Below are 21,735 nucleotides of genomic sequence, written 5' to 3'. Positions count from 1 at the left end.
AGAGGATTGACAATATGACGATTGAAAAGCTGAACATTGTCCCGTTCGTCAGCGTTGATAATATGATGAAGCTGGTTTTGACCATTGGCGTGGTAACCTTGCCTATACAGGCCTTTCTATTTTGATATTTGGCACCTCTTAGGAAGCTGTTGAAGGCGCGGATATCATCACCACTGTGACGGCAGACAAACAATATGCGACGATTCTGAGTGACAACATGGTTGGACCGAATGTGCACATCAATGCTCTTGGTGGTGATTGCCCCGGTAAGACTGAGCTGAATAAGGATATCTTGATGTGCTCTGATATCTTTGTCGAATAACCGCCGCAGACCCGTATTGAAGGTGCAATTCAGCAGCTTGATGCCGATTATCCGGTTAAGGAATTGTGGGAAGTCATTACTGGTAGCATTCAAGGACACTCATCAGAACAGGCGATTACTTTGTTCGATAGCGTCGGTTTTGCGATCGAAGATTTTTCAGCACTTCGCTATGTCCGCAGCAAATTAAAGGAAATGGGCTTTCAAGAGAGCTTATTCATATTGGTTAAATGCCTGCACCGCGCAGAAGGTGAAGCGGAGACTTCCGCTTCTTTGGCTGGTTCGGCTCCTGAAAACGCAGCGAGCGTCCAAGCGCACTGAGCAGATCAGTCTGCGAGATGAGGCCCTGCACGATATCATCGTGATCGGTCACGATGATGGCATGTGCATGTCCGTCGGTCAGCTTTGGCACCAGTCCTACCACCGGATCGTCCGGTGAAGCCTTGATTGCCTCTATCATCAACGAGCCTGCATCGGTACCGATGTTCTGGAGCTCGCGCAATCCAATCGTTCCTTTGAGCTTGCCTGTCCCATCGACCACTGGCAATGCGCGTATGTTATGCGTGAGTAGCAGTTCTCGCGCCCGGTCTGGCGTGTCATCTTCAGTGACGCAAATCACGTCGCGCGACATGATATCTTTTGCTTGCGATGTGCCATGGGTGCGAAGAAGCGCTTCCAGCTCGACCTGCCTTAACAGTCGATCCAGATCGGAAGGATCAATATCAAATGTTTCATCAATGGCCTGCAACGCCTTGTTTACATCATCTGAATTGAAACCGACGCGCAAAGATGGAGGCAGATCGCTGGTCTTATGCGTATTGACGGGAGTTGCTACCGGCACATGCGGATATTTGCGCCGCATGAGCTTGTGAAAGGCAATGCCCAGCACAACCAGCGTGACCGAGTTCAATCCGACTGGGATAAAAGCAAACTGATATCCAATCCCCGTCACGGCAGGGCCACCGATTACAGCTGTCAAAGCGGCCGCGCCACCCGGCGGATGCAGGCAACGGGCAAAAGACATCGCGGCGATGGCCAGGCCGACACTCAGGCCGATGGCGAGCACCTGATGGTCGACAAATCTTGCAATTGTTATGCCAACCAGCGCTGAAATCACGTTGCCGCCGATGATTGACCATGGCTGTGCCAGGGGACTCGCTGGAACAGCGAAAATAAGCACCGCAGAAGCACCAATCGGAGCAACGATGATGGGCAGAGCCATCGACTGCCCCAGTATGAGTGCCGTGATAAAACCTGTGAGGCCGATACCCAGCAAAGCACCGAAACACGCGATCACGCGATCGCGCAAATTCGCGCCGGCCAATATAGGTATAAACAGACGAAACCGGCTGAACACCGTCAATTCCTTTTCATATTGAGTGAGCGTGGTACGATCACAACCTTCAGCACGAATGACCCAGGTCCATCACAGATGTCATGATCAGATATTTTGTCTCACTTAAATTGGAAAGAAATTATTTTTCGCACTGTTTAACGATCGAGCCTTTATGGATGCTGAGCCCCTGTGACAGTAAGATAGACCGCATAAAGCGATTTTGTTGCAGCAATGAAAAGCCGGTTGCGGCGCGGGCCGCCAAAAGTGATATTTGCGACGGTCTGCGGCGTCTTGATCTTACCAAGCAGTTCACCGTCGGGTGAGAAGCAATGCACGCCATCGCCAGCGCTGGTCCACAAATTGCCATCCGTGTCAAAACGAAAGCCATCTGGTAGGCCGTTATCAATCGTGCAGAAAATATTACCACCCGTGACGCGCTTGCCGTCATCAACGACATCGAAAACCCGGATATGACGCGGTGCTTTTTCGTCGTGACTATAGGCGCTGTCTGCAACGAAGAGTTTCGTTTCATCGGGCGAAAAGGCGAGGCCGTTGGGCTGCTGAAAGTCTGTTATGACGGCTGTAAGTTCGCCGCTCTTCGGATCAAGACGATACACATTGCGGGTTGGCTGTTCGGCGTCTGCTTTGTAGCCTTCATAATCCGCCATGATGCCGTAGGTCGGGTCGGTGAACCAAATGGTACCGTCTGAGCGGACGATAACATCATTTGGTGCGTTGAGCTTTTTTCCCTGATAGCTATCGGCAAGCACGGTGATGCTGCCGTCAAGTTCAGTGCGGGTGACACGACGCCCGCCATGCTCACAGGAGACCAGTCGTCCTTCACGGTCGCGCGTATTGCCATTGGCAAAATTTGAAGGCTGGCGGAACACAGAAACGCCGCCTTCCGGCACCCAGCGCAAAATACGCTGGTTGGGAATGTCGCTCCACAGCAGGCAATTCAGATCACCGAACCAGACCGGCCCTTCGGCCCAGCGACAATCACTATAGAGTTCATCAAGATCGGCGCTCGATATGATTAGATTTTGAAAGCGCTCGTCGTGAATTTCGTAAATCGAAGGATGCTGAGACAAAGATACTACTCCGGGAATGCTGTTTAACGCTCAGGTCTGCGGCGGCTCGCCAGGAAAATCACCGCAATGATGGTTAGTCCTGTCAGAACGAGACGAACACCGGCGCCGAAGCCGTAGGTGTTGAGCATGGAGACTATGAGGAACATGAAGAGAGCGGCTCCCCAGATGCCGGGGATATTGGAATCGCCACCGGCGACCGCTGTGCCTCCAATGATGACGACGGCAATCGACATCAGCAGATATTCAGCACCCATATTGAGTGCCGCGCCGCCTGAAAAACAGGCAAGCAGGAAGCCGCAGAGCGAAGCCAATACTGCGCAAAGCAGATAGGTGACGAAGCGTGTCCCATCAACCGGAACACCTGCCATACGTGCAGCAAAGGGATTTTGTCCGATGGCTGAAATCCAACGACCATAAATGCTTTTCTTGAGAAGCACCCAGCCCAACACCGAGAGGAGCAGCGCCACGATTGCAACATTGGGGATGCCAAAGACAGAAGAGGTGGTGAACTGTGCCAGAATTTCGGGCGGTTTTACGCGCAGACCGCGATTGCTCCAGATAGCGGTCGACTGGATCAGAAAGCTCATCGACAGAGTTGCAATGATAGGCGGAATGCGCAGCGCCTTGATCAGCGCATAATTGCAGATGCCAATGCCAAGGCCGATCAGAAGAGCAACGGCAAGCCCTGCCAGCAGCATGCTGTCTTGCGAGTCCATCAGCTTCAATGCCAATGTGGCGGCAAGGGTCATGGTGGCCGGAACCGAGAGGTCGATATTGCCGGGACCAAGCGTTATGACGAACATCTGCCCGAGGCCGACAATCACCGAGAACGATGCGAAGGTGAAGGCCGCGTGAGAAAGCCCTGCGGCACCCGCGCCACCCGTAAACAATATGGTGATGACCCAGACAGCAATGGTTGCGATGAAGGACCATATCCACGGACGGCTTGTGAGAACGGAGACAGCGTTCATTGCTTTTTCTCCCGGCGGTCGAGGCGATTGAGGAAGAGGCGAAGCGCCAGAACAATGATGAGGATTCCGCCCTGCGCACCAATCTGCCAGTCGGGCGAGATGCGCATAAAGGAAAGGAAGGAACCCGCAAGCGTGAGTGTTAGCGCCCCGATGACTGCGCCAATGGGAGAAATGCGACCGCCAACAAATTCACCACCACCAAGGATGACACCGGCAATGGAGAGCAGCGTATAGCGCAGCGCAATATTGGCATCTGCCGAGGTGGTCAGTCCCACAAGTGCGATGCCTGCAAGCACTGCAAAAAAGGCCGCAAGCGCATATGTTCCGGCGCGGATTGCTGTGATCGACCAGCCCGCGCGCTCGATGGAGCGGGCATTGCCGCCTGCACCACGCATCAGCACGCCGAATGTCGTGCGCATGACGATGAAATGCGTAACAATGGCAATCAGAATGCTTGCGACAATTGCCATCGGTATGAATGGCGGTTTAGTGGTCATGATCCAGCGTGCCCAGTCGGGCGCCTGACCGCCGGGTGAGGGCAGGAGCAAAACGGCAAGGCCACCCCACACGAACGACATTCCGAGTGTGACGACAATGGAGGGCAGATTGCGCAGATGGATGATGGCGCCGAGTGCCGCATAGGCTGCAATCGCCGCTGCAAGGATCAGAACACCGATGACGGGATTTGTGTTGAGATAGGTCGCAGCCACACAGACCACGAAGCTCACGAAGGTGCCCATCGACAGATCAAGATCATTGACTGCCATGATCAGCATCTGCGCGATTGTTGCGAGCGCAATCGGGACGGCGAGGTTGAACAGCAGGTTAAGGCCGGTATAGCTCATTGCGCGCGGCTGCATGTAGAAAACAGCAGCCAGCAGCAAAGCGAGCGAGAAGACCGGCGTCAGAAGGCGGAGAGATGAAGCGGAGAAACGCATTATTCGTGTCCTCCCTCAAAGGATGCAGCAAGCACGTTCTTTTCCGTGATTTCGTCGCCGATAAGTTCTGTCACGATTGCACCGTCGCGGAAGACATAGACGCGATCACACAATTCGATCTCGTCCATTTCGGTGGAATACCAGACAAAGGTACGGCCATTTTCAGCTTCCTGGCGAAGGATTTCATAGACTTCCTGCTTGGTGCCGACGTCCACACCGCGCATGGGGTCGTCCATCAGAATGGCATTGGCGCTGGTCGCAAGCGCACGCGCAAAAAGCACTTTCTGCTGATTGCCACCGGAAAGCGACAGAATGCGATTGCCCATATCGGGTGTACGGATATGGATCTTGTCTTTCCACTGTCCGCCAAGCTGATCTTCGCGTGACTGATCGACGAGCTTTAGCGATGAGAGACGATCAAGCGAACCAATGGTGAGATTGTGCAGGATGCTCCAGAGCGGAAACGTGCCGTTCAAGCTGCGATCACCCGCCACAAATGCGATCTCGCAATTGCGCGCAGGCAACCAGTTTGGCCGACGCGCATAATAAAGATCGAGCAGCATCTTGGTTTGACCATGACCGGCAAGTCCAGCGAGGCCGATAACTTCGCCCTTGAAAGCCTGAAACGGCTTGCTGTCATGGGCGCGCTTTTTTGCAGAGAGAACGGCAGTGCCTGTCGTGCTGGCTTGTGCCGTGCGGCGTGCCGCTTTTTCACGTTCGACACTGCCCATGGCTTCGACAAGGCTGCGATTGGTGAAATCGCTTGCTGCACGATTAGCGACGACTTTGCCGTCTTTCATCACGACGATGCGGTCGGATGTTGAAAGGATTTCACCAAGCATATGCGAAATGAGGATCACCGAACCACCTGTGCCGACAAAGCGACGAACATAGGTCATCAGCTGTGCAGCAATGCCCGCATCGAGCGATGAGGTTGGTTCATCGAGAATGACCAGCTTTGGTGGCGTGCCGGGGGCGGTGAAGTTAATGGCGATTTCAACCATCTGCCGTTCAGCAATGGACAACTCATCAACGGTTGCCGCGCAATCAATCTTGTGGCCGGGGAAAATCTCACTGAGCTTTTTTGCAATGAGGTCTACGGCCTTGCCGCGCCAGTTCGCGCCCGTAAGGTCGCGCTGCATGATGCGGACATTTTCGGCAATTGTCAGATTAGGGAAGAGCGACAGCTCCTGAAAGACGCAGCGGATGCCGTGCTTGCGGGCAGTCGCCACGCCATGGCCTGCCTCACCGTGATAGGAAAGGCTGCCCTCATGCGGGGTAAGGCCACCATTGATGACATTGACGATGGTGGATTTGCCCGCGCCATTATGGCCGACAAGTCCGACACATTCGCCTTCATGGATCACAAGTTCCGCGCCATCCAGTGCCTTCACCGCACCGAACTGCACGCGAATATTGCGTGCGGCGACGACTTCGCCTTTGTCGATTGAATTTGCCATGCACTCGAACTGGTTTGGAGATATAAGGGAGGGGCGGACACATGAAATGTCCACCCCCTGGGAGAAAAGGTTTACTTTGCGTCCGCAATAACCTTCTGCGCGTCTTCAAGCGAATACTCGACATTCGCAACGCCACCCTTCTGGGTGTTTGCCAGTTCTTTATCGAGCGTGTCCTGATTAACGCTTAGGAATGGAACGACGAGGTCCTTCTTGACGTCTTTGCCATCAAGAATCTGCTGTGCGACCCAGAAAGCGAGTGTTGAAACGCCCGGCGCAATAGAAACCGACATGGTTTCATAGCCGTTCGCATCTTTCTGCTGCTTCCACCACTGCAGTTCGTCTTCACGGTTGCCCATGATGATGATTGGTGTTTCGCGCTTTGCTGCGGCAAAAGCCTGTGCTGCGCCGTAACCGTCGCCGCCTTGTGTTACCACGGCGTCGATCTTCGGCAGGCTAGGCAGGACACCGGCCACAGCGCGCTGCGCAACATCTGCCGCCCAGTCACCATGCACAGAGCCGACGATTTTGAAATTCGGGTGTTTCTTCACGCCTTCCAGAATGCCAGCATGGATTTCATCATCGACAGAAACACCGGCAAGCCCGCGAATTTCAAGCAGGTTGCCACCTTCAGGAAGACGCTTGGCCAGATAATCGACTTGGCCTTCGCCTATTCCCTTGAAGTCAACCGCAATGCGCCATGCACAAGGCTCGGTGACGATACCGTCGAAGGAAACGACGGTGATGCCCGCATCGCAGGCTTCTTTGACGGCGCCATTCAATGCAGTTGGTGAAGCAGCATTGATGACAATTGCGTCATAGCCTTGCAAAATCATATTCTGGATTTGCGCTGCCTGTTCGGTGGCCTGGTTTTCAGCTGTGGTGAAAGCATCGGCTGCAGAAACTGTGCCTGCGCTAACGGCTTCCTTTGTAAGCTTGTCCCAGCTCTGTAGCATCGCCTGACGCCATGAGTTACCGGCGTAATTGTTGGAGAATGCGATCTTCTTTGATGATGTGTCAGCAAATGCACTACCGCTTGCCATCAATGTGGCGAGTGCTGCAGATGCCAAAAGAATTTTCCCAAGCTTCATTTCATTCCTCCCAGTTGCAAATATCCGCCCCGCAGCGCCTGTCAGCGCTTCGGATCGTTCGAATTTGAATGTGGCGCGAAACCTCCCGCACCGCCGCTCCTCAACAGCATCAGCTCGCCCATGACATTTCCTGTTGTCTTGCGGGCAATTTTCTGATGAAGCGAGGATGAAACAAATGCGTTGCACTGTGAAGGCTGATCAAAGCAACCATGCTGCGGGTTTGCGCAGCAAAATTGCGGGAAACCGCAAGACGCGCTGATAGAGAAGCGGCGTATTATAAGAGTAAAGCAACCTGTCTTTGGGAGGAGAGTCGCTTGCTGGAACTGGCCCCCTCACGCCTGCTTGACCGCTATCTGACTATTTCCAGATTGCTGGCAGGGCAGCTCGATTTTGATTCTATTATTCAGTCCGTCGCTGCAGAGATCAATCATATCCTGCCCTATGACCATCTCGATGTCTGCATCAAGATGGTGGATGGCAAGTTTCACATTGCTTATGAGAGCGGCATTGCCACTGCCTGGAGCCGCAATCCACCCGCACTTCTTTCGGGAAGTCCGATCCGCACGGTATTGTCGGGCGAAGTTGAATATTTGCTGACGGATGATGCCCGCACAGATCCGCGTTTTCATTTTGAAGGGGCGTTTTCGACACCGATCATTGAACATGATCTTAAAGCCCGATTGCATGTGCCACTCAAGGCACAGGGAGATATTATTGGCGCGCTCAGCTGCTCGAGCTTGCAAACGGGCAGTTATTCAACACGCGATGTAGAAAATGCGCAGTCGATTGCCGATCTTCTGGCACCTTATTTCTTCGCAATCCGTGCCGCTGAACAGGCGAAGCGCTCGGCGATTGTCGAGGCGGAAGCGCGGGCGCGTGAGGAGGGCTTGCGGTTTGGCGCACTCAAACTCACAGAGGCTCTGGAAACGGAACGCCATCGCATTGGCATGGATCTGCATGATCAGACACTCGCTGATCTCACCCGTCTTGCCCGTCACGTCGAGCGTTTGACACGCGCGCCCGACCTTTCGGGCGAACAGCTCGAACCCTTGTTTCGCGGCTTGCAGCATTGCATGCAGGATTTGCGGCAGATCATCGAAGAAGCAAAACCTTCCGTGCTTCAGCTCTTCGGTTTTGCGCAGGCAACGGAGAACCATCTCGACCGTTCGATCCGCGAAAGCGGCGCTGCAATTGAATGGATTCTGGAAGACCAGAGCGACGGCATGACCGACAGGCTCGAAGAGACGGTCGCGACTTCGCTTTTCCGCATTGTGCAGGAAGCAATCAACAATGCGATTCGTCATGCTCTCGCTGGAGAAATCCGCGTTCGTCTGCGCGATAAGGGTGGTCGGCTTCTCGTTGAAGTTATGGATGACGGCATTGGTATGGACCGTCAGGCTCCGCGTATCGGCCATGGTATCGATAATATGCGCACAAGAGCACGGCTCATTTCTGCAATCTTCGCCATCAGAAAAAATACGGACGGCAGCGGCACTTGCGTGACGATCCATCTGCCGCCGGAAATGAATGAACCAATTGGAGGGTAAGATGCAGGTTCTGATCGTAGAGGATGATCCATTGCATCGCACCTATCTCGGCGAGGCGATCCGCGCCGCTTTGCCTGAGTGCGTTGATGTGCTGGAAGCGGATAACGGCTCGGCCGGTGAAAAGCTGGCCCGTATCCATCGTGCAGCGCATATTGTCATGGACCTGCAGATGAGTGGACGCAATGGCATTGAAGCTGCGCGAACCATCTGGAAGGAAAACCCGGAAACGCGCATCCTGTTCTGGTCGAATTATGCCGATGAAGCCTATGTGCGTGGTGTTTCGCGCATCGTGCCGGAAGGCGCCGCTTATGGCTATGTGCTGAAATCGGCATCTGACGACAAATTGCGCTTGGCGCTCCGCAGCATTTTTGTTGAGGCGCAGTGCGTGATCGACCGTGAAGTCCGCGGTTTACAGCAGAAGAGCCTTGGTCATACCAGCGGGTTCAGCGAGAGCGAATATGAAATTCTGATCGATATAGCACTTGGTTTGACCGATCGCGTTATCGCACGCAGACGTAATCTGTCGCTCAGAAGCGTGCAGAACCGATTGCAGCAGCTTTACGAAAAACTGGGCGTGTACCAGGAGAAAGGTGAGCCAGAGGAGGGGCGTTTCAACCTTCGATCGCGTGCAGTCACAATCGCCTTGCTTCGAAAGCTCTTGAATTACAGTGCGTTGGAACGGGCAGAGGTTGAACTCAACGATTGGCTGAGTCGATAAATGGCATCTATTTTGTCTCTAAGTTTCATTCGCAATCACGCTATCTGGGTTCAGGATTTTTGATGGATCAAGCAAATGCCGAACTGAACGCATCAGTTCCATACGTACAGGGTCGGTGCGCAGGTTGAGTTCTGCGGTTAGCTTGCGGCCAATACCATGCTCAGCAGAAAACGTCCCATTGAGCTCATCAACAACGTTATGCACCCTTGTCATGATTTCCGAAGTCACGCGCTTCGGATTTTCAAAATTGGTCCACTGATCATGTTTGAAATGGGCAATGAAATGAACATTGCCATCGCCAATATGTGAGACAATATGAATACGCGCATCTGGGTGCAACTCGTGAACTGCGTCGGTTGCCCGCTCAATCAGCTCGGGAACCAGTGCTGGACGAACGGCGATATCGTGCGAAAGACTATGACCTTCGAGCTTATTTGCTTCAGAAACCGAATGCCGCAAATGCCAGATATCGGCGGCCTGAGCATCGCTTTGCGCGATGAATGCATCCTCGACAATGCCTTCCTCAAATAGCTCGCTAAGCCATTCTTCAAGGGCATTGTGCAGATCAGCTTTGGGATCCGTGCTTCCCAATTCTACCAGAAGTGACCATTCAGGGCGGCTTTCCAGTGGGTGGCGGGAGCGCGGTATATGCTGCAAAACGAGGTCAACCTGATTGCCGGACAAAAGCTCGACAGCTTGTACGGCACTGTCAAAGCGGTCTTGTATTCCGATTAGAATCTCGACGGCTGTTTCAAGACTGGGCAGTGCAATCCATGCATGGCCTGATGAGCGCAAAACAGGCTGCATACGCAAAGCGACAGCGGTGATGACGCCGAGCGTGCCTTCGGATCCGATGAATAAGTTTTTCAGATCGTAGCCCGTGTTGTTTTTGCGCAGCGCTTTTAAGTCGCTGAAAATACGACCATCTGGCAAAACAACCTCAATACCGCAAATCAACTCGCGGATTGGGCCATAGCGCAGAGCGCTTGTGCCACCAGCATTTGTAGCTGCGAGGCCACCGATTTGTGCGCTGCCCTCACTGCCAAGATGCAGCGGGATACGGCGGTCAACACGTGCAGCAGCATCGTGTCCGGCTGAAAGGGTAACACCAGCTTCCAGTACAACAATATTGGACGCTTTATCAATTTCGCGGATACGATCCAACCGGCGAAGGCCGATAACAATTGCACGGCTTTGCCCTACCGGGATTGCGCCTTGCACCAGGCCTGTATTCCCTCCCTGAGGAACCACGCAACATTTATAATCCGCTGCGATACGCAATAGTTGCGATACTTCTTCAGTCGTCGCAGGGAAAACAACAGCAAGTGCGTTGCCTGTTTCGTAACCCCGCCAATCGGTAAGATAGGGCTCAGTATCGTGCGCATCTGTCATCACATACTGATCGCCAATCACCTCGCGCAGGGTTGCGAGTAATTGATCATTATTATCGGACTTGAACTGCATGAAACTGGCCTGAAAAAGAGCTGTCTGGACAAAAGTTTGGATTGCTAACCAATCCACTCAGATTGTCGAAGATCTGGAATGGTGGGAGCACCTGCGAAAGCGAGAAATGATCGAAGCTCATCGCGGAGCTGGTCGACTATGCGAACAACGCCATCGCTCCCATCAGCAGCAAGTCCATAGAGTGGCGCGCGCCCTAAGAATACACCGTCAGCACCTGCTGCGAGTAACTTGGCTGCATCCGAACCACGTCTGACGCCGCTATCTGAAAAAAGCGTTTTATCAGGACCAACGGCATCGCGTATTCTTGGAAGAACTTCCAAAGGAAGCGCTGCGCTGTCCATATTGCGGCCACCATGCGCCGACACAACGACCCCATCGCAGCCTGCTTCAAACATAGCGACTGCATCGCTAACCGCCATGACACCTTTGATGACAAGCTTATGTGGCCATTGGCGACGAAGCTCTTTGAGAAATTCAAGGTCTAGAACCATATCCAATGCGAAGCGCGGATCGCGAATGGATTGCGTAACGGCTTTCGCGACTGCGCCGGGATAATGTGCGTAGGAAGGGAAGCCATTGCCGAGCGCATAGCGTCCCATAACGCCAAGTGTCCAGCGTGGATGAGCCATCAAGTCGAGCGCCAGAGTGGCGGAGGGTTGCAACGGAACACCAAAGCCATTGCGCCGGTTATGAATTTTCTTGGGTGATGCGGGTGTATCCACCGTTAGGACGAGTGTTTCGACGCCACATGATTTTACGCGTTCCAGCAGTTTCCATGTCTCGTTGCGATCATTCCACACATAGAGCTGAAACCAAAGTTCGCTCCCCGGTGCACCGTCCGAAATATGCTCAATGCTTGTTGATGATTGGGTAGCGACAACAAATGGCAGGCCCGCAGCTTTTGCTGCGCGCGCCATAACGACCTCGCCATTATATCGAACCATACCTGCCAGCGCGGTAGGAGCAATCACGAAGGGGCAACTATGATCGTGACCAAGATAGCTTGTTGATAGGGCCGGTGACGCGACGGGGCGCAGCACATGGGGGACGATGCGTTTTGCCTGGAAGCCACGATGAAGTGCTGCTATCGCGTCTTCCGCTTCCGTGCCCCGATCAATATAATCAAATAGAGCGCGGGGGAGAAAAGACCTCGCCTTTTCTCTCGCCTCTGCAAAATCCAGAAACTCCGCCCCGCCTGCCATGCTTACGCGATCCCTTGCGCTTTCAGACCTTCAATAGCCTTGGAAATAAGGCTGAGGGTTGTCTCATTCGGCGCTCTAAGCGGCAATGAAACCGGACCGACAGGCATGCCGAGATCAGCCATCATGGACTTGAGCGGACCAGGGTTCACTTCGTTGAAAAGTGCTGCAAAAGTCGGAAGTAGCTGACGATGCAGCGCAATACCCTCAGCATAGTTGCCGCTGATAAGCGTGTCGTGAATACGGGTCCAGAATGCTGGCAACATCGGCGCGCTGGCAAGTATTCCGCCCGTCGCGCCATACATGATATGCACGGCATACATCATGTCATCGCCGGAAAGCAGAGCAATCTTGTCGCCAATCGCTGCCGATAAGCGATTGAAGTAATAGGCATCGGTATTGCAGATTTTGGCGCCGATGATCGTTCCGTCTTCACCCAATGTTTTGAGTGTTTCAACAGCCGTCACAAAGCTCGTGCGAGAAGGGACATCGTAGTAAACAATAGGCAGATCGACTGTCTGACGATAGGCGTGGAAATAGTCAATGACGCCCTGTTGGCTTGGAATGACATAGAAAGGCGTTACCAGAAGAAGAGCGTCCGCACCCGCTTCCTTAAATGCCTTTCCATGTTCAACAGCTTCTGCCCAACCGGGGGACACAACGCCAGCAACAACCGGAACCCTACCATTGACGATACGAACAGTTTCGCGAACGACAGCAAGGCGTGTTTCTGACGACAAGGCCGTAAATTCGCCTGTACCGCCAATCGGTGCAAGTCCCTTTGCTCCGCCAGCCAGGTTGAATTCGATCAGGGTTTCCAGTTTCGCGACATCGAGTTTTCCATCATCAGTCAGCGGTGTCGGAATTGCAGGATACATACCCTGCAAGTCAGAATGTTTCATGATCAAATGTCCCATTTTTATTGGATGTAATTAATGTTCGACCTTGGACAGGAAGGACTTCAGCCGATCAGTTTGCGGGTTACGCAAGACGTCGTCTGGTGCGCCCGTCTCGACGACATGTCCGCCTTCCATGAAGATGACCTTTGATGCCACATTGCGCGCGAAGCTCATTTCGTGTGTCACCACGATCATGGTTGTTCCATCGGCTGCTAGTCCCTGCATCACATCGAGAACTTCCCCGACGAGTTCAGGATCAAGGGCGGATGTCGGCTCATCAAACAACATGACTTCCGGCTCCAATGCCAGTGCGCGTGCGATTGCAACACGTTGTGCTTGCCCGCCTGAAATTTGTTGAGGGTAGAGATCGATCTTATCGGCCAGTCCGACGCGCTTAAGCAGCGACATCGCCAGCTCTTTGGATTGCTGCTTGGTTTTGAGCTTGTTGAGCAGCGGCCCTGACATAACGTTCTGCAAGACCGTCATATGCGGGAACAGGTGAAAGCCCTGAAAGACCATGCCTGTTTTCGCGCGAAAATCAGCCTGTACCCGTTCGGAGAATTTACTCTTGGGTGTAAACTCGAGGCTCTTACCCGCGATTTCAATACGACCTTCAGTTGGCTGCTCAAGCAAATCAAGACAGCGGAGCAGGGTCGATTTTCCACAACCGGATGGGCCAATAAGAACGGCTACATCACCGCGATTTACCGCGAGATCAATTCCCTTGAGAACTTCATGCGTACCAAATGTTTTTCGCAGATTTTTTACATTAATCATGACGCACCCCTAGTGTTTGATTTCAAAGCGATTGGCGATCAAAGTTACGGGTGTCAGAATGACGAGATATAGCAGTGCTGCGAATGTGTAGACTTCCAGAGGCCTGTAGGTTTCCATCGTCAGGCTACCCGCCGCATACATAATGTCAGGCACGGCAACGACAGACAGAAGAGACGTGTTTTTAAGCTGCAGAATTGTCTGACTTACGATTGGAGGGATCATTCTGCGTGTTGCTTGGGGTAGAATGATGTGGCGCATCTTCGTGACGTAGGAGAAGCCAAGCACAGTTGATGCTTCCCATTGGCCACGGTCTATGGAGATAACGCCTGCGCGGAAAATTTCGGCTGCAAATGCGCCCATATAGAGTGTCAGACCCAGGCCAGCGGCAAACCAATCTGGCAAGGTATAGCCAGTCAACATTGGCAGGGCATAAAAGAACCAAACAATCTGAACCAGCAGAGGCGTACAGCGGAACAAGTGGATATAGGCATTTATAAGCCACTTGAGCACAGGTATCCGCGACACCAGAGCAAGCCCAAGAATGATGCCGATGAGAAGGCCTGCGAGCGACGTTACAACCGCATAAGCAATGGTTACACCGATTGCGTTAAGCCACAATTGCCCGTCAAGAATAACGGACCAGTCAAATTGGTACATTTGCATGCACTCCCATTTTGCGACCGTGTTCATTCCCGATCAGGCGGTCTTTTTCTTAAGCGCTAGCGCGATTCGGAATCACTGAAAAGCATTTTCAAGATAAAAATGCTGATTTAATCGTATAGCGATTACTTTAAATCATTATACGATATTTAATTAATAAATGACCGTCTAATTACGGTTTTATCAGGCTTAAAGTGCAAAAAACAAAGTTTTCGCTTGTTTTGTTCTGACAGAAAAATACATGCTGCTGTTGGTTAAATTAAAGCTCTCTATAGAAGAGCAAACGAAGGGAATATCGACATGATGAGGATGATCGCAGCTGCATTGTTGGCCTGTTCGGCAGCCGTTGCCAGTGTGCCAGCTATGGCTGAATCTGTATGGGACAAGATTGAACGCACCGGTGAAGTTGTTTGCGGCGGTGTCCGTAACTACCCACCAACGTCCTTTCATGTTGGTGGCGAGCTCGAATATGCTGGCTATGGCCCGCGCGTTTGTCGTCAGATGGCTGCTGATCTTGGCAAGGCTATGGGTAAAGACCTCAAGCTCAAATGGCGTGAAGTCACGTGGCAGAGCATCGTTCTCGACCTGCAATCTGGCCGTCTCGATATTTTCCCGGGAATGACTGCTACGGAAGAGCGCAAAAAGGCGCTGGCCATGGCTGGTCCTGTTTGGCAGATGTCTGATTGCGTGATTGGCTCAAAAGCGAAACAACCAATGGCCACTTGGGAAGAATATAACAACCCAGACGTCACTTTTGCTATGGTGACGGGTACAGCGCAGACCAACTTCATTAAAGAAAGCATGCCAAAAGCCAAGATTATGAGCTTGAAGGAAATGAGCGAAGCCATCATGGCCGTTCAGTCCGGTCGTGCAGATTACATGATCCAGGAGCTGCCGATTTGCGTCAAAACATTCTCGACCGCTCCAGCTGTGTTCTCCAGCTATACGGTTCCGACACCACCGCATGGCATTCCTGTTTCAGCGGCAACACGTATCGATGAAGATGGTCGCGTTCAGGCATTTCTTCAGAAGTGGGCAGAAGAAAACCGCGCAAGTCAGGCAATTGTTCCTTTGCTAATTGAAGGCTTCAAGGATGCGGGAATGGATACTTCCGTGATTTCTGAAGGTGTTCGTTTCTGATTTTTGATCTTTGTAAAGAAAGGTGCCGTTCTCGGCACCTTTTGCGATTTGGCAAGCATTTCGGCTCAGATATATTGCTTTGGGACAATGAAAAATTCTGTAACTAATTCCTATCAAGTGATTATTATTGCCTAGATGCATGATATCGGGGGTGCCTTAGTACAAGGCGGAGGGACGGCTTGAAATGGCGCATCACGACGAAGAACATGACGATCCAATGCTGGTTCGGGCCGTCGAAAAGGCGTTTCGCGTTCTCGAGACTTTTGATGCGGTTAATTCTCGTCAAACGTTGACTCAGCTTGCCCAGCGCGCGGGCATTGACCGCTCTGCTGCGCAGCGCTTTGCACATACTTTGCTATACCTTGGTTATCTTCAAAAAGTACCAAATTCGAAGACGTATGAGCTTTCAGCCAAGTCGCTGAATATGGGTTACCGCTATACGCGATCCAGCCAGTTGGTGCAGCGTGCGCATCCATATTTGATGCATCTTAATCGCAGTACGGGAGAGACAATCTCTCTGACGTTGCGCGATGACACCGATATTATTTATCTGGCCCGCTATCTGTCCGCGAATACACTCGACAACGATGTGATCGTTGGAAGCAAGCTTCCCGCTTATTGCTCTGCTGCGGGATTGGTTTTTCTCGCCGGATTACAGGATGAGCAAATTAACGATATCCTCGCGCGAAGTGACTTGCGCGCTTATACGCCTAAAACGATCTTCGAGCCCGAACAGATATGGCAGCGGGTTTATGAGACCCGTCAGCGCGGATTTGCGATTGCGGTAGAGCAGGTTTACGCCAATGATATCGCCTTGGCCGCACCAATCCATTTGCCTGATGGTCACACGACTGCTGCCGTGGTGCTCGCTGCGTCTAACCTGCGCTATGATGAAAATACCATCACCCGCCAGTTTGTACCCATGATGATTTCAGCTACACGATCGGTGACGCAAATTCTTACCTGATCGTGGGTATTAAAATGCTTGCGAGTTTGATCACGGTGATGTGGAAAATATCGCCTAATTCTGGTCGATAGTGATCACGCAAACCACACGATCTATTTCATACGCGGCTTTCGACCAATACTGATCAGCATCCATCGATGCCGCAACCGTTCTGCTTTATGGCGCATAATGGCAAATTGAACATCGACCGCAAGAATCGTTTGTTTTGAAGCAGCCATTGCGCTGGTCTGCGTCGTGAAGACCTATTTGGGCGACTTGAACTAGCTGTAACCTCCTATAGGTATTTGTGGGCAGTCGCTAAAAATATGCAAAATTAATATTTTACTCTAAACGTAAAGCATATCACACTAAAGTTTATTAACTGTTGAGTGTTGTGCGATTTTTCATTTCATCTAGTATAAGGTGTCTTTGTAATTTGCTGATTTTTGCAAGTAATTCCTTATCATGGCTGATTGCTACAATTCCCATTGATTTTTTTTCGACCAATGATGTGAGAACGTGCCAAATTTGTGCTTGTGCTATGGGATCAAGTGCAGATGTGATTTCATCTGCAATAATATAACGTGGCTTTGCACCAAGTGCTCTTAATATTGCGACGCGTTGTAATTGTCCCCCTGATAGCTCATGGGGGTAACGGTCTCCCCATTCTTCTTGCACACCAAGACGTTGTGCCAGCTCGGTATCAGTCGGTCCCGATTCATTAATAATATTCTTAATGCGCCAGCGAGAATTCATTGCTGCGAGCGGAGATTGATACAAATATTGGACATTCCAGCTTTTCTTAGGTGAAAAGCATTGGTTGTCCAGAAAGATGGCTCCCTGGTCGGGTTGGTGCAGGCCAGCGAGTATTCGGCCCAATGTCGTCTTTCCACATCCCGATTGCCCTGAAATGCAAAATATCTCACCTGTTTTTATCGTTATCGAAAGATTTGAAAAAACAGATCTCTGTTTAAAAGATGCGCTGATGTTTTTTGCTTCAAGCATATGCGTTGAAGCCGTTTTGGGGCAAAGCGCGCCACATGTTTTTTGCATAGTGAGACGTAATCTGGTCACCTGACCCTTGAAAGGCAGTGGCCGGTAAAAAGCAACATAGCTTTCCTTCATTAAGAATAGCTATTTTGTCGGCATAAGGCTGAATGGTCATAAGATCATGCGTTATTATAAGACAAGTGCCGCCATTATCCGCATGTCTGCGCAGTTTTTGCAGAATCATAGTGCAGTTTTCTGGATCGAGACCAGCAGTTGGTTCATCGGCAATTAACAGTTTGGCTTCTCCTGCTGTCGCTTGTGCCATCAGAACTCGGCGTGCCATGCCACCGGATAATTGGTGAGGATATAGTTTCGCGACATCTGTGTAGAGGCCAACCTCTGCAAGCCTCTCAGATATTTTTGTAGGTTTTCCAGCGCGCTTGGCAGCCCAGTTTATAAGATCCCCGACATTCGCCGTTGGATCGAGATAAGTTGTCTGTTGCGGCAGCAATGCGATTTCCCGTCCTCGCAGCTTTTGGCGCGCAGTTTCATCCAGCAATTTGCCGTCGAAGAAAATCTCTCCGCTTGTTATCGCATTGTTCGGTATTAGTCCCAGAATTGCATGCGCGAGCAGACTTTTCCCAGCTCCCGAGTGCCCAACCAGCGCAACGATTTCCCCTGCCGCGATGTTGAGTGACACATCGGACAATCGCGTCATTAAATTCTGACGGAACAGACCATTGTAGCGCTGGAATGAAACAGAAAGGCTATCAATTTCAAGCATCATATATGGGCCTCTTTTGGACTGATAAGACGACGCAATGCATTGGCGAGCAAATCGAAGCACAGCACCATGATCAACAGTGCAAGACCGGGGAAGACGGCGAGCCACCAGCGGCCCCCAGTGATGTGTTGCATGGCTTCCGACAGCATGATTCCGATTGCTGGGCGTGATGGTTCCAGGCCAAAGCCCAGGAATGTCAGGCCTGCTTCATGCAAGATGGCATGTGGAAACATCAGCAAAAATCCAACCAGCATCTGTGGCAACAGATGCGGCAGGATGTGGTTGAGCAATATGAAGCTGCGCGATTTACCAAAGCTACGCGATGCTTCAACAAAGGGTGCCACGCGCACCTGAATAAGTTCGGCGCGCAAGATACGCGCAAAACGCGGCCAGTGCGAAATCGCAACAGCGATGATCACCGCGCTCGTTCCGCCACCCAGCGCAAAGCTGATCAGGATAAGCAGAACCAGATGCGGCATGGCGAGCATGGCATCGGTAATGAAGCTACCAACCGCATCGGCTGTTCTGCCGAGGCCTGATAGCAGAACGATGATCAGTGCAATAATGACCGAAAAGCCTGCTGCCAGAATACCAACGCGCAGGCTCAAGGTTAGCCCATGCAGCGTTCGAGCCAGCATATCGCGCCCCATCTGATCAGTACCAAACCAATGCGCAAATGATGGCGGTAAATTGCGTATGGAAAAGTCAGAGCGAATACCGACATTGCCATAGGCCCATGCGCCAAATGTGATGGCGGCAATGATAGCCAGAGCGAAAATAGCGCTGATGAGCGCCCGAATGCGCCCGTTGAGAGGGAAAGCCTTCATGCTTGCCCCTTCAACCTTGGATCGACAACGCGATAAAGAATATCGGCAATCATATTGCCAGTCGAAACTACAACGGTGGTCAGCATGGCAACAGCCAGCAACAACGCTACGTCGCCACGAATACCCGCTTCCACGGCAGCTCGCCCCAATCCGGGCCAGGCGAAAACCTGCTCTGCAAGAATGGCTCCGCCGAATATTTCACCAATTGACGCAAACAACACGGTCAACGCTGGCAGAGCTGAGTTGCGAACGCCGTGGCGTAGGATGATGTCACTCTGACGCGCACCTTGTGCGCGCGCAAATGTAATGTAGTCTGATTGCAGAACCTCGATCAGCTTGGCGCGAGAATGCAAAGCGATCTGCGCGACACCAAATAGCGTCAATGCCGTCAGAGGAAGGATCAGATGCTGCAAGCGTTCTATGAAGGTGACGTCTTCCGAAGGAACGCCAATCGGACCAGCGCAACATATTGGTGTCCAGCCCAGTTTTACTGAGAACAGCGCCAACATCAGCATTGCCAGCCAGAAAGTCGGCGTTGCGGCCAAAATGTAGCAATAAAGCCGAATGATGCGGTCAGGCCAGCGTCCTTCATAAGCCGCTGAAAGCATTCCAAGAGAAAAGCCGAGAATCCCGGATAGCAACCATGCGAGACCCGTAAGCGTCAGCGATGTCCCGATACGCGTGCTCATCACCTCGGCCACGGAAGTATTGTAAGTGATGCTAAAACCGAGATCACCACTGAGGATATTTCCAGCCCATCGCAAAAACTGCTCATAGACGGGGCGGTCGAGGCCCCATATTGCAGCAATCTGCATTTTCTGCTCTGGCCCAACATAGGCCATCGCTGGACCGAGATACGCATCCACCGGATCAATGGGTGATGCCTTCATCAGCAGGAACACCGCGAAGGCAACGCAAATCACCAGCGCACAGAGACGCAAAATGCGTAAGGAAATCTGGGTGGCGAGGTTTGTCGTCACTCGCAAGTCCACCGCCAGTTGGCAATTGTTGCAGTAACCGGCCAGCCGTGACCATGTGGTTCGATCTGTGTCTTTCCGAGATCAAGGCACTTGTTGACGAAATAAACATGGTCGAAATTAACGAGCCAAGCCCATGAATTATCACCCTTCAACCCGTAATAGTCAGCGGCTTTAGACCAATAAGGCATTGACCCTTCTAGGCTGCCTGCGCCCTGCGCTTTCTCAAAAAGCTCCTCAACCTTCGGGTTGGCGTAATAACTCGGGTTCATATATTCCACGCCGCCGAGCTTTTGGGCAAACAGGCTATAGAGCTGATAAGGGGAGTGACTGCCAAAGCCGAAAACCACGGGTTCGGAATGCATCACACGCCCGATTGCATCCCAGCTTCCACCTTGGGGCGTTGCTTCAATACCAAGAGGGCGCAACAGTTCGGCTGCGGTCTCAGCCAATGCTTGTCGCGTTGCATCGCTCGCCGGATAGTTGATTGGAAAGGCGGCTCTCACACCATCTTTGGCGCGGATTCCATCCTCACCGGCCGTCCAACCAGCCTCATCAAGTATGGCTTTCGCACCATCAAGATTGAATTCAATTTGATCGGCTTTCCCTGCCCATGGCAATCCATCGGCGGGACCGAATGCAGGTGTACCATGACCATGCAGAGCTACATCAACGACCAGCTTCCGATCAATACCCATATTGATCGCTTTGCGAATAGCAGGGTCTGTCGTCACAGCATTTCCAACTTTGCGGCCATTGACGTCATGCGGCTTTGTAAAAGGAAGGCTCAAGCCACGATTGTCGACTGTTTGCACGGGAACTGCCTGAAAGCCGTTCGGAACTGCATCTGCGAGCTGAGCCGGAACTGCAACCATATCGACCGCTCCAGCATTTGCTGCTGCTAAACCCGGAGCTTCACCCGTGAACAGGAACGTGATTTTCTTAAATGGCCCCTTATCGCCATAATAAGCGTCGTTGCGCTCGACGATAAGCTGTTCGCCTTCATTCCAGGCTACAAACTTATACGGTCCGGAGCCTACTGGCTTACGCCCATAATCACGACCGTAAGAAGCTGCGGGCACAATACCGAGTGTGTAGAATGCTTCGACAAAAGTGATCCACGGCTTGCTAAGCGAAATCTGCACGGTGTCTTTATCGATAGCCTCGGCCTTTTCCATCACGCTTAAATCAATCGCGTTGGTGGATGCCTTGGCTGTATTGAATGTAAAAGCAACATCCTCGGCGGTAACTGGTGTGCCATCAGAAAACTTTACATCATCGCGCAATTTGATCGTCCAGACTTTTCGGTCATCAGACAGTGTCCAGCTGGTTGCCAGATCGGGCGCCGTTTCGAGGTTCACATCACGTCGCAGCAACGTTGATTGAAACAGTGGGTTCCCATAGCCGCCCCATCCTGCGAGGGGATCAAATCCATTATCCGGCTCACCACCAATCGCCAGAACGAGAGTATCTTTCGGCTGGGCATAGGCTGATGTTGCACATGTAAGTGCCACAATGGATGCAACCGAAATGGCTTTGAAATTCATCTCTATCCCCACAGTATGATCTTTTACCAAAAACATCTTACTGCGGTATTCTCGCGA

20 protein-coding genes and 2 pseudogenes are annotated in these 21,735 nt (G+C 52.0%); 6 read left to right on the top strand and 16 right to left on the bottom strand.

Annotated features, from left to right (window positions below):
- Positions 1-142 precede the first annotated feature (142 nt).
- Positions 143-640, top strand: a pseudogene (locus tag RI570_RS13020) (hypothetical protein); the annotation flags it as partial.
- On the opposite strand, the gene RI570_RS13015 reads toward RI570_RS13020, so the two are convergent.
- The 6 genes from RI570_RS13015 to RI570_RS12990 all read right to left on the bottom strand — a co-directional run bounded on the left by RI570_RS13015 (position 546) and on the right by RI570_RS12990 (position 7,203).
- Complete coding sequence (locus tag RI570_RS13015; RefSeq protein ID WP_313828981.1) at positions 546-1,676, bottom strand: HPP family protein; 1,131 nt, start codon at positions 1,674-1,676, stop codon at positions 546-548. The pseudogene RI570_RS13020 and the gene RI570_RS13015 overlap by 95 nt on opposite strands.
- A gap of 149 nt (positions 1,677-1,825) precedes the next feature.
- Positions 1,826-2,746, bottom strand: coding sequence for an SMP-30/gluconolactonase/LRE family protein (locus RI570_RS13010; protein WP_313828979.1), 921 nt, complete (start codon positions 2,744-2,746; stop codon positions 1,826-1,828).
- 23 nt (positions 2,747-2,769) lie between these two features.
- Positions 2,770-3,717: an ABC transporter permease gene (locus RI570_RS13005; RefSeq protein WP_313828978.1), complete on the bottom strand. Its 948-nt coding sequence runs from the start codon at positions 3,715-3,717 to the stop codon at positions 2,770-2,772.
- The gene (locus RI570_RS13000) at positions 3,714-4,655 is read right to left on the bottom strand and encodes an ABC transporter permease (RefSeq protein ID WP_313828977.1); all 942 of its coding nucleotides are present in this window, start codon (positions 4,653-4,655) and stop codon (positions 3,714-3,716) included. The genes RI570_RS13005 and RI570_RS13000 overlap by 4 nt, the downstream gene beginning before the upstream one ends.
- Entirely contained in the window at positions 4,655-6,115 is a 1,461-nt protein-coding gene (locus tag RI570_RS12995; protein WP_313828976.1) for a sugar ABC transporter ATP-binding protein, read from the bottom strand. Before RI570_RS12995 ends, RI570_RS13000 begins: the two co-directional genes overlap by 1 nt.
- Before the next feature lie 71 nt (positions 6,116-6,186).
- Positions 6,187-7,203 carry an ABC transporter substrate-binding protein gene (locus RI570_RS12990; RefSeq protein WP_313828975.1) on the bottom strand — a complete coding sequence of 339 codons (1,017 nt, stop codon included), beginning with the start codon at positions 7,201-7,203 and terminating at the stop codon, positions 6,187-6,189.
- A gap of 314 nt (positions 7,204-7,517) precedes the next feature.
- On the opposite strand from RI570_RS12990, the gene RI570_RS12985 reads away from it, so the two are divergent.
- Positions 7,518-8,750: a sensor histidine kinase gene (locus RI570_RS12985; protein WP_313828973.1), complete on the top strand. Its 1,233-nt coding sequence runs from the start codon at positions 7,518-7,520 to the stop codon at positions 8,748-8,750.
- A 1-nt stretch (position 8,751) separates the two neighbouring features.
- Positions 8,752-9,468, top strand: a complete 717-nt coding sequence (locus RI570_RS12980) for a response regulator transcription factor (RefSeq protein ID WP_313830033.1) — start codon at positions 8,752-8,754, stop codon at positions 9,466-9,468.
- Between the two features lie 18 nt (positions 9,469-9,486).
- Here the strand turns inward: RI570_RS12980 and RI570_RS12975 are convergent, their stop codons facing one another.
- From RI570_RS12975 to RI570_RS12955, 5 genes are read right to left on the bottom strand one after another with little or no spacing between them, the layout of a single operon-like run.
- On the bottom strand, positions 9,487-10,932 hold the full coding sequence (locus tag RI570_RS12975; protein ID WP_313828972.1) for an FAD-binding oxidoreductase: 1,446 nt from the start codon (positions 10,930-10,932) through the stop codon (positions 9,487-9,489).
- A gap of 44 nt (positions 10,933-10,976) precedes the next feature.
- The gene (locus tag RI570_RS12970) at positions 10,977-12,134 is read right to left on the bottom strand and encodes an alpha-hydroxy acid oxidase (RefSeq protein ID WP_313828971.1); all 1,158 of its coding nucleotides are present in this window, start codon (positions 12,132-12,134) and stop codon (positions 10,977-10,979) included.
- 2 nt (positions 12,135-12,136) lie between these two features.
- On the bottom strand, positions 12,137-13,033 hold the full coding sequence (locus tag RI570_RS12965) for a dihydrodipicolinate synthase family protein (protein WP_313828969.1): 897 nt from the start codon (positions 13,031-13,033) through the stop codon (positions 12,137-12,139).
- Positions 13,034-13,063: 30 nt separating this feature from the next.
- A complete protein-coding gene (locus RI570_RS12960; protein WP_313828968.1) occupies positions 13,064-13,807 on the bottom strand; it encodes an amino acid ABC transporter ATP-binding protein in 744 nt (247 codons plus the stop codon).
- Positions 13,808-13,816: 9 nt separating this feature from the next.
- Entirely contained in the window at positions 13,817-14,464 is a 648-nt protein-coding gene (locus tag RI570_RS12955; RefSeq protein ID WP_313828966.1) for an amino acid ABC transporter permease, read from the bottom strand.
- Between the two features lie 303 nt (positions 14,465-14,767).
- Here RI570_RS12955 and RI570_RS12950 point away from each other — a divergent pair, with 303 nt between their 5' ends.
- The 3 genes and pseudogenes from RI570_RS12950 to RI570_RS21680 all read left to right on the top strand — a co-directional run.
- Positions 14,768-15,607, top strand: coding sequence for a transporter substrate-binding domain-containing protein (locus RI570_RS12950; RefSeq protein ID WP_313828965.1), 840 nt, complete (start codon positions 14,768-14,770; stop codon positions 15,605-15,607).
- A 184-nt stretch (positions 15,608-15,791) separates the two neighbouring features.
- On the top strand, positions 15,792-16,574 hold the full coding sequence (locus tag RI570_RS12945) for an IclR family transcriptional regulator (protein ID WP_313828964.1): 783 nt from the start codon (positions 15,792-15,794) through the stop codon (positions 16,572-16,574).
- A 75-nt stretch (positions 16,575-16,649) separates the two neighbouring features.
- Positions 16,650-16,777, top strand: a pseudogene (locus RI570_RS21680) (hypothetical protein); the annotation flags it as partial.
- A gap of 154 nt (positions 16,778-16,931) precedes the next feature.
- On the opposite strand, the gene RI570_RS12940 reads toward RI570_RS21680, so the two are convergent.
- The 5 genes from RI570_RS12940 to RI570_RS12920 are packed head-to-tail and all read right to left on the bottom strand — an operon-like array spanning position 16,932 to position 21,678.
- Positions 16,932-17,558 carry an ABC transporter ATP-binding protein gene (locus tag RI570_RS12940; protein ID WP_313828963.1) on the bottom strand — a complete coding sequence of 209 codons (627 nt, stop codon included), beginning with the start codon at positions 17,556-17,558 and terminating at the stop codon, positions 16,932-16,934.
- Positions 17,551-18,330: an ATP-binding cassette domain-containing protein gene (locus RI570_RS12935; protein WP_313828962.1), complete on the bottom strand. Its 780-nt coding sequence runs from the start codon at positions 18,328-18,330 to the stop codon at positions 17,551-17,553. Before RI570_RS12935 ends, RI570_RS12940 begins: the two co-directional genes overlap by 8 nt.
- The gene (locus RI570_RS12930) at positions 18,327-19,154 is read right to left on the bottom strand and encodes an ABC transporter permease (protein ID WP_313828960.1); all 828 of its coding nucleotides are present in this window, start codon (positions 19,152-19,154) and stop codon (positions 18,327-18,329) included. The genes RI570_RS12935 and RI570_RS12930 overlap by 4 nt, the downstream gene beginning before the upstream one ends.
- Positions 19,151-20,134, bottom strand: coding sequence for an ABC transporter permease (locus RI570_RS12925; RefSeq protein WP_313828959.1), 984 nt, complete (start codon positions 20,132-20,134; stop codon positions 19,151-19,153). Before RI570_RS12925 ends, RI570_RS12930 begins: the two co-directional genes overlap by 4 nt.
- Positions 20,131-21,678, bottom strand: coding sequence for an ABC transporter substrate-binding protein (locus RI570_RS12920; protein ID WP_313828957.1), 1,548 nt, complete (start codon positions 21,676-21,678; stop codon positions 20,131-20,133). Before RI570_RS12920 ends, RI570_RS12925 begins: the two co-directional genes overlap by 4 nt.
- Positions 21,679-21,735 lie beyond the last annotated feature (57 nt).

Origin of the sequence: Brucella pseudogrignonensis, from assembly GCF_032190615.1 — a bacterium.
GTDB lineage: Bacteria > Pseudomonadota > Alphaproteobacteria > Rhizobiales > Rhizobiaceae > Brucella > Brucella pseudogrignonensis_B.
This window is presented reverse-complemented; position numbering and strand designations above follow the sequence as displayed.

Excerpts from the sequence above, each read along its gene's own strand:
- RI570_RS12920 (WP_313828957.1), bottom strand. The coding sequence starts at position 21,678 with ATGAATTTCAAAGCCATTTCGGTTGCATCCATTGTGGCACTTACATGT.
- RI570_RS13005 (WP_313828978.1), bottom strand. The coding sequence starts at position 3,717 with ATGAACGCTGTCTCCGTTCTCACAAGCCGTCCGTGGATATGGTCCTTC.
- RI570_RS12945 (WP_313828964.1), top strand. The coding sequence starts at position 15,792 with ATGGCGCATCACGACGAAGAACATGACGATCCAATGCTGGTTCGGGCC.
- RI570_RS12995 (WP_313828976.1), bottom strand. The coding sequence starts at position 6,115 with ATGGCAAATTCAATCGACAAAGGCGAAGTCGTCGCCGCACGCAATATT.
- RI570_RS12935 (WP_313828962.1), bottom strand. The coding sequence starts at position 18,330 with ATGATGCTTGAAATTGATAGCCTTTCTGTTTCATTCCAGCGCTACAAT.
- RI570_RS12975 (WP_313828972.1), bottom strand. The coding sequence starts at position 10,932 with ATGCAGTTCAAGTCCGATAATAATGATCAATTACTCGCAACCCTGCGC.
- RI570_RS12955 (WP_313828966.1), bottom strand. The coding sequence starts at position 14,464 with ATGTACCAATTTGACTGGTCCGTTATTCTTGACGGGCAATTGTGGCTT.
- RI570_RS12930 (WP_313828960.1), bottom strand. The coding sequence starts at position 19,154 with ATGAAGGCTTTCCCTCTCAACGGGCGCATTCGGGCGCTCATCAGCGCT.
- RI570_RS12970 (WP_313828971.1), bottom strand. The coding sequence starts at position 12,134 with ATGGCAGGCGGGGCGGAGTTTCTGGATTTTGCAGAGGCGAGAGAAAAG.
- RI570_RS12950 (WP_313828965.1), top strand. The coding sequence starts at position 14,768 with ATGATGAGGATGATCGCAGCTGCATTGTTGGCCTGTTCGGCAGCCGTT.
- RI570_RS12960 (WP_313828968.1), bottom strand. The coding sequence starts at position 13,807 with ATGATTAATGTAAAAAATCTGCGAAAAACATTTGGTACGCATGAAGTT.
- RI570_RS12965 (WP_313828969.1), bottom strand. The coding sequence starts at position 13,033 with ATGAAACATTCTGACTTGCAGGGTATGTATCCTGCAATTCCGACACCG.
- RI570_RS12940 (WP_313828963.1), bottom strand. The coding sequence starts at position 17,558 with ATGCTTGAAGCAAAAAACATCAGCGCATCTTTTAAACAGAGATCTGTT.
- RI570_RS12990 (WP_313828975.1), bottom strand. The coding sequence starts at position 7,203 with ATGAAGCTTGGGAAAATTCTTTTGGCATCTGCAGCACTCGCCACATTG.
- RI570_RS12980 (WP_313830033.1), top strand. The coding sequence starts at position 8,752 with ATGCAGGTTCTGATCGTAGAGGATGATCCATTGCATCGCACCTATCTC.
- RI570_RS13000 (WP_313828977.1), bottom strand. The coding sequence starts at position 4,655 with ATGCGTTTCTCCGCTTCATCTCTCCGCCTTCTGACGCCGGTCTTCTCG.